A 7,775-nucleotide genomic window follows, 5' to 3' on the forward strand; every position below is an offset into this window, starting at 1 on the left:
CAGACGGTCCGCGGCCCACACCGGGCCGACTCGATGGCGAACTCGATTTCGGCATGCAACTGCGTTGATGACTCGACCGCGCCGCTTTTTTTATCACGTTGGCAGATTGCTGACGGACAGGGGCTTCGATCAACCGTCGGTCGACTCCAGCCGAAGAATCCGCCACCGGGCAGCCATCCCCAACGGTGATGGCTTTCCGCGATGCCTCTGATTCTGACGAGCTTGCCGATTCTCGGTGCCGTCAAACGACTATCGAGTTTCACGCACGCTGCGGCCGCTCGACGCTGCTGCGGAACTCGGCAATTCGTTCGAAACTCGCCCATTATTTAGACTATTTAACAGCTCAACGGGGACCGTAAACAGCAACCCGTGAACCGTCGAGATGACGATCTGGGGAGATGGTTGGCCGTTAGACGCCGCTTGTGGGATGATCGTGCTCATTTGTGATCTCGCTTCCGATTGAGAGTAGAATCCGATAATGGCTTATCGGCAATCGCCACGCAACATTCATTCCATTCTTGAGATCAACTGCGGAAATCCCCAAAACAGGCTCCGACGCGGCCGGCCGGGTGAATCAATGCGGGCGCCGACACAGCGGGAATCCCCCCAGCTTCTCTTGCACTGAACGGACGATCCCGATGAAATGTGCGAATGTGTCAATGCTCCGTTCCCCTGCGACCACCTGCACAGTGTCAAACGCTGCGCCAACCCCAGCACAGCGCCGATGCCCACACCCATTCCTCTCGATGCAACGTTGATGACCGACAAAACCAGCCTGCCGATCATTGGTTGGCGTGAATGGATTGCTCTGCCCGATTTGGGCATCAAGTTTATCAAAGCCAAAATCGATACCGGGGCACGCTCCTCGTCGCTGCACGCGTTCGACATCGAAGTGTTTGAAAAAGACGACGAGCAATGGGCGCGATTCAAAGTGAACCCGGTGCAGCGAAACGAAACCTGGGAGATCGAATCGATCGCTCCGGTGATCGACATGCGTGCGATCCGCAGTTCGAGCGGCCAATCCGAAGTCCGCCCGGTGGTGAAAACGACGGTGCGGTTGATGGGCCAACAATTCGACATCGAATTGACCTTGGCCGATCGTAACCAGATGGGGTTTCGCATGCTGCTCGGCCGCGAAGCCTTTCGTCGACGCTTCTTGATCGACCCGGGAAAGTCCTACCGCGGAGGCATCCCGAAAAAGCGAAAACGCCAACCCTGATTGACCGCCTCGCACTTTCACTCAGCCTCATTTAATACAGCCTCTTTCAATACAGCGTCCCGTCACTCGGAAAGCTCTCCGATTTTCATGCCGCCCGGCTAGACCTGTCGTCGGCCCCTCAAACACTCACTCCACCCGCACTGGTTTCATGAAACTCGGAATCCTTTCCTGCAGTCCGCGAGCTTACAGCACGCGTCGGTTACGCGAGGCGGCGGATCAACGTGGCCACCAGGTCAAGGTGCTCGATACATTGAAATTCGCGATCGACTTGGAACGCGGCGCACCAGATCTGTATTTTCGCCGCAAACACCTCAGCGATTATGATGCGATCCTGCCCCGAATCGGAGCGTCGATCACCTATTACGGGACCGCGGTCGTTCGACAGTTCGAACAGATGAACGTGTTTTCGGCCAACAGTTCCTCCGGCATCGCCAATTCGCGCGACAAGCTCCGCAGTCTGCAGATCCTCAGCCGGCACCAAATTGGAATTCCCCGCACCACCTTTGTGCGCGACAAACGCGACGTATTCCCGGCCATCGAGCGGGTCGGGGGCGCGCCGGTGATCATCAAGTTGCTCGAGGGAACGCAAGGGATCGGCGTGTTGCTGGCCGAGACGATTCAATCGGCCGAAACCATCGTCGAGCTATTGCAGAGCCAAAACCAAAACGTGCTGATTCAAAAGTTTGTCGCCGAAAGCAAGGGCCGCGACATTCGGGCGTTTGTCGTCGGCGATCAAGTGATTGCGGCGATGCGGCGGGTCGCCCAGGGACACGAATTTCGCAGCAACGTGCATCGCGGCGGCATGACCGAAGCGATCGAATTGGACGAGGAGTATCGCAACACGGCGTTGCGGGCCACCCAAATCATGGGGCTGCGCGTCGCCGGAGTCGACATGTTGGAAGGCCGCGACGGTCCCCAGATCATGGAAATCAATTCTTCGCCGGGACTCGAGGGCATCGAACGCTGCACCCAATTGGACATCGCCGGCGCGATCGTCGACCACATCGCGTCGCACGTCGATTTCCCCGAAATCGATCTGCGGCAACGGTTGACGGTCAGTCGCGGGTACGGCGTGACCGAAATCAGTATCCCCGAGGGGGCTGACATGATCGGTTCGACGATCGCCAGCAGCGGGTTGATGGACAATCACGTCAACGTGCTGACGCTGTATCGCGATGCCGCGGTGATCCCCAACCCCCGCGGCGATCGTGAACTGCAAGCCGGCGATCGTCTACTCTGTTTCGGTAAACTTGAAACCCTTCGTCATCTGGTGCCCAAGAAGACCCGTCGGCGCCGCTGCCCGACGGTGAAAGAATTGCCGGAATTGCCGGTCGCCAACCAGGTTCACGACCACCACGACGATGCCGTCGTCGAAACGATGCGGGAAGCGATCTGAATGATCCAACCGAGCCATTGATCCGGCGCCCCACACACGACCCCACTGACTGCTGATGGACTGATGGCCGATGGATTTCCTGTTCTACCTCGCGTTGATTCCTGCCCTGGCGGTCGCCGCCCAGTGGCTCGCCTGGCGCACCAACCTGCCCGGCATCCTGCTGCTGTTGCTGATCGGGGTCGCCGTCGGCGGGCTGTCCCGCCCGGATGATTTGTTGGCCGATTTGGTCAGCGGTGACCCGACCATCACCGGACCGCGAATCCTCTTTCCGCTGGTCTCGCTGGCCGTCGCCGTGATCATGCTCGAAGGCGGTTTGTCGCTCAAACTCAGCGAACTCCGCGAGGCGGGGTCACCCGCATTTCGCCTTTGCACGCTCGGTGCCGCGGTGACCGCGATCGCCGCCACGATCGCAGCCCATTTCTGTTTCGACTTCACCTGGCGGCTGAGCGCCCTTCTCGGTGCGATCCTTGTCGTCACCGGCCCGACGGTGATCGGGCCACTGCTGCACCAAGTCAAACCGAGCCGTCGTGTCGCCAACACGCTGAAATGGGAAGGCATCGTGATCGACCCGATCGGAGCCGTGTTGGCCGTTCTGGTGTTCGAAATCTTACTGCTTCACCCGGGCGAAGCCGACTTGGGGCACGGCGTGATGCTGTTGGGATGGACCGTCCTGGTCGGAGCCGTGTTGGGCGCACTGGGCGGCTGGGTACTCACCCATGGCATTCGCCGCTACCTGATTCCCGATCACCTTCACGGCGTCGTGTCGCTGACGACCGCCCTGTTGCTGTTCGCCGTCAGCGACCACTTCGCTCATGAGTCCGGACTGATCACCGTCACCGTGCTGGGAATCTGGTTGACCAATCAGCATGAGTTTGACATCGAACACATCATCGAATTCCAAGAGAACCTGCGGACGTTGCTGATCGGTTGTTTGTTCATCGTGCTCGGTTCGCGGGTCGACATCAGCGCGGTCGGACAGGTCGGCTGGGCGGGCTTGCTTTTCGTCGCCCTGTTGATCGTTCTGGTCCGTCCGCTGAGTGTCTTTGTGTCCTTGCTCGGCAGTGGTCTCAATTTTCGCGAGCAGACGTTTATCGCGATGCTCGCCCCGCGGGGGATCGTTGCCGCCGCGGTCAGCAGCATCTTTGCACTGCGGATCGAGCAAACGGCCGAAATCAGTTTGGCCGGCGCCGATCAACTGGCGATCATCACGTTCCTGGTCATTATCAGCACCGTGGCCTTCTATGGCCTGTTGGCGTCACCCATCGCCCAGGCGCTCGGGCTGTCCGATCCCAACCGGAACGGCGTGCTGATCGCGGGCGCCGATGACTGGGTGATTCGGTTTGCGTTGGAACTGAAAAAAGCGGGTTGTCCCGTCGTCATGATCGATACCAACTACCGCAAAGTCACCAAGGCCAAGCTGGAGGGGCTGGAAGCGATTTGTGCCAACATCATGAACGAACACGCCCGTGACGAACTTTCGCTTTCCGGGATCGGACACATGATGGCCATGACGCCCAACGACGAAGTCAACAGCCTGGCCGTCCGCGAGTGCCGATCGATTTTCGGACGGGCCAAGACGTACCAGCTGACATTCAAATCCGACAACCGACGCGGCATGACGCGGCACCTGATGGGACGCGAACTCTTCGACGCCACCCTCACCCACTCCAAAATCAGCCAACTGGTCGCGCAAGGATTCGAATTCAAGACCACGGCAATCAGCGACGAATTCACCTTCCAGGACTTTCAGAATCTGTATGCTGAGCAACACGTCCTGGCAATCATCACCGACAAGACGCCGCAGAACAACGAGAGAATGTCACTGACGCTGGTCACCGCCGATGAAGCCGCCGAGCCCGAACCGGGAGACGCCGTGCTGGCATTGGTCAATCCGCTGCAATCAGACCCGGCGTCCTGATCGTCGCCATGATCCCAAACGCGAAAGCCGATACCGTCGACACCGCTTCTCATTCGCTCGGAAAGAATTGCCAATCAGTCGGCAAGTGTTTCGCCCGCCCCTCGATGACAACCATTGAATCGGGGGCGATGACGTAAAAAAAACGCGGGACGCAAAGTTCTCCGATGTTGCCCCTTGATGGGTCAAACCCGGAGATTTTTTTGTGGACGGTTTCGAAGACATCATCAAGGAATTCCTCGTCGAGAGTTACGAGAATCTCGACAAGCTTGACGATGATCTGCTCGCCCTGGAAGACGCGCCGGACGATCAGCAACGGCTGGCCAGCGTGTTCCGCACCGTTCACACCATCAAGGGAACCTGCGGATTCCTCGCACTGCCCAAGTTGGAACGCGTCACCCACGTCGGTGAAAATCTGCTGGTCCCGCTCCGCGACGGCGAACTGACGCTCACCCGCCCGATCGCCGACACCCTGCTGGAAATGGTGGACGCGATTCGCGCGATGCTGCGGCAAGTCGAATCCGGCCAAGGCGAGGGCGATGACGATTACGAGCCACTCGTCGCCCGCCTGGAAGCCGCACGGACGCAACCGACAGCGACGACGGTCGATCAGCCGACGGCGCCCCTTGACGGTGAACCGACAGCGACGGGTGCGGGGCCGACAGCGACGTCTGCGCCCCAGTCGGCCGCACCGATCGTCAGCGAACCGATCGTCTCGATCGCGGATCAACCCCCATCCGAAAACTCGGCGACGACCTCACAAGCCAGTGACACGGTTGGGCCAGACGCTGCGTCCGGAACAGACCGCGACAACGCCGCCGAATTCCCACTCCATCCCCCGGCAGCACCCGAACCGGCAACACCTCGCGACGCGGCGCCCGAACAAGCGAACTCCGAGCGTGCCCGTTCCGACTGGAAAGACGCTTCCGGCGTGACCAAAACCGAAGCGTCACTGGTCGATGCCTCGGTACGTTTGGATGTCGAACTGTTGGACAAATTGGTCAATCTGGTCGGCGAACTGGTCCTGGCCCGAAATCAGATCGTTCAATTCAGTCGGTCCACCGACGACGCTCCCATGCACGCCGCGGCACAGCGGCTCAACCAGATCACCAGCGAACTGCAAGAAGGCGTCATGAAGACGCGGATGCAGCCGATCCGTAACGCATGGGGAAAACTGCCTCGCTTGGTTCGTGACCTCGCCGCTTCCCACGGCAAGCAGATTGATATCCGCATGGAAGGCGAAGAGACGGAGGTCGACAAGACGGTTTTGGAAGCGATCAAGGATCCGTTGACCCATATCGTTCGCAACGTGGTCGATCACGGCATCGAACTGCCCGAGCGCCGCATCGCCTGCGGAAAACCACCGCGGGGCGTCTTGCATCTCAATGCCTTTCATGAAGGCGGCCAGATGATCATCGAGATCAGCGATGATGGGGGCGGCATCGATACCAACGTCGTTCGTGCCAAAGCCATCGAACGGGGAATGATTTCAAGTCAGCGGGCGTCCACGCTCAGCGAAAGTGACATCACCCATTTGATTTTTTTGCCGGGGTTCTCTACCGCCGCTTCGGTCACGAACGTTTCCGGCCGCGGAGTCGGGATGGATGTCGTCAAGACAAACATCGAATGCATCGGCGGAAGCTTGGAGATCCAAAGCACGCTCGGCTTGGGAACGACGTTGCGAATCAAGATCCCGCTGACGTTGGCCATCATTCCCGTGCTGCTGGTCACGACCGAGGGAGATCGTTACGCGATTCCGCAAGCCAGTCTGCTCGAATTGGTTCACATCGACAGCCTGCGTGCGCACCAGGAAATCGAATTCATTCACGATACTCCCTTGTTCCGGCTTCGCGAACAACTGTTGCCGTTGATCTACTTGGATGAACAACTGGGGCTTCACCCGCCGCGGCGGCGGGGCGATCCGCCGTCCGACCTAAATATCGTCGTGCTCTATGCCGATGGTCACCAATTTGGTTTGGTCGTCGATGAGATCACCGACACACAGGAGATCGTCATCAAGCCGCTCGGCTCGCATTTCAAAGAGATTCCCGTCTATGCCGGGGCAACCATCATGGGTGATGGAAAAATCTGTTTGATCTTGGATCTGATCGGCTTGGCCCAGAACGGCGGCATCACCGGGGGACAGGCCGAACGCAACACGCCGATTGCACAGCCTCCATGGCACTCGAATGACTCGTCCACCGAATCGCTGTTGATCGTCGATTTGGGGGACGAATCACGCGTCGCGATCCCGTTGTCGTCGGTCGCACGCCTGGAGAAATTCGTGTCATCGGACATTGAACGACTGGGCGACTTCCATGTGGTTCAATACCGCGGTCAAACCATTCCGCTGTTCTCCATCGACGGGTCTCTGGAGTGTCAACTCGTTGATTTTTCATCCCAGCAACTGGGCTTAGAGGCTCCGTTGCACACGGTTGTCTTCCGTGACGGCGACCGTGTCGCGGGGATCGTCGTGAAAAAAATCTTGGACATCCTGCACGACCAACCGGTCCACGCCGAACCCGAAGGCGGTCAGGCAGGCGCCGCGAGGCATCTGGTGATCCAACAACGCGTCACCCGCATCATTGACTTGGAGACGTTTCTGCGATCGTCCCTGCGGCGTTGGGCCGACGCCTGGTCCGCCGCCTAGCACAACAAACACCTTCGATCACGCCATTTGAAAAACATCATGTACACCACCACGCTCACCCGGCCGGAATCCTATTGCACCTTTTTGGTCGATGGGCTGTTGTATGGCATCGAAGTCCAGAAGGTCCAGGAAGTCATACGAGCTCAGCCGACCACACGCGTCCCGTTGGCCCCTCAAGTCGTGCGTGGCCTGATGAATCTGCGCGGCCACATTGTCAGCATGTTGAGCCTACGCAAGGCACTGGGATTGCCGGCCCGTTCCAGCGACAGCCATGAGATGAGTGTCATCATTCGTTCCAGCGAAGGCCCGGTCGGTTTGCTGGTTGATGAAATCGGTGACGTGATGCGGGTTGATCAGGCGGACTGCGAATCGGTGCCCGGCACGCTGCACCGCCGGCAGCGTCCGTTCTTGCGATGTGCGTACAAACTGGAACAACGATTGTTGCTGATCCTCGATGCCGATCGCGTCGCCACCGCCACCGCCACCGCCACCGCCACCGCCACTGATTGACGTTGACGTCATCACCACCTGCCCAAGCTACCGTTCAATCTTCACGCCGGAAAGGAATAGTTTCGTGTCCTTCAATCGCCTCACC

The 7,775-nt window shown here is 59.1% G+C and carries 5 protein-coding genes; all 5 read left to right on the plus strand.

The window, feature by feature from the left end; translation table 11 throughout:
- The first annotated feature begins 724 nt into the window (after positions 1–724).
- The 5 genes from ABX749_RS14335 to ABX749_RS14355 all read left to right on the plus strand — a co-directional run bounded on the left by ABX749_RS14335 (position 725) and on the right by ABX749_RS14355 (position 7,690).
- Positions 725–1,219: an ATP-dependent zinc protease gene (locus ABX749_RS14335; protein ID WP_372896578.1), complete on the plus strand. Its 495-nt coding sequence runs from the start codon at positions 725–727 to the stop codon at positions 1,217–1,219.
- 148 nt (positions 1,220–1,367) lie between these two features.
- Positions 1,368–2,615 carry a RimK family alpha-L-glutamate ligase gene (locus tag ABX749_RS14340; protein ID WP_145210579.1) on the plus strand — a complete coding sequence of 416 codons (1,248 nt, stop codon included), beginning with the start codon at positions 1,368–1,370 and terminating at the stop codon, positions 2,613–2,615.
- 70 nt (positions 2,616–2,685) lie between these two features.
- Positions 2,686–4,533 carry a cation:proton antiporter gene (locus ABX749_RS14345; RefSeq protein WP_372896579.1) on the plus strand — a complete coding sequence of 616 codons (1,848 nt, stop codon included), beginning with the start codon at positions 2,686–2,688 and terminating at the stop codon, positions 4,531–4,533.
- 202 nt (positions 4,534–4,735) lie between these two features.
- Positions 4,736–7,180 (plus strand): chemotaxis protein CheA, encoded by a 2,445-nt coding sequence (locus ABX749_RS14350; RefSeq protein ID WP_372896580.1) that lies wholly within the window; start codon positions 4,736–4,738, stop codon positions 7,178–7,180.
- A 39-nt stretch (positions 7,181–7,219) separates the two neighbouring features.
- Positions 7,220–7,690 (plus strand): chemotaxis protein CheW, encoded by a 471-nt coding sequence (locus ABX749_RS14355; protein WP_372896581.1) that lies wholly within the window; start codon positions 7,220–7,222, stop codon positions 7,688–7,690.
- Positions 7,691–7,775 lie beyond the last annotated feature (85 nt).

The organism is Stieleria sp. (assembly GCF_041595215.1).
Taxonomy (GTDB): domain Bacteria; phylum Planctomycetota; class Planctomycetia; order Pirellulales; family Pirellulaceae; genus Stieleria; species Stieleria magnilauensis.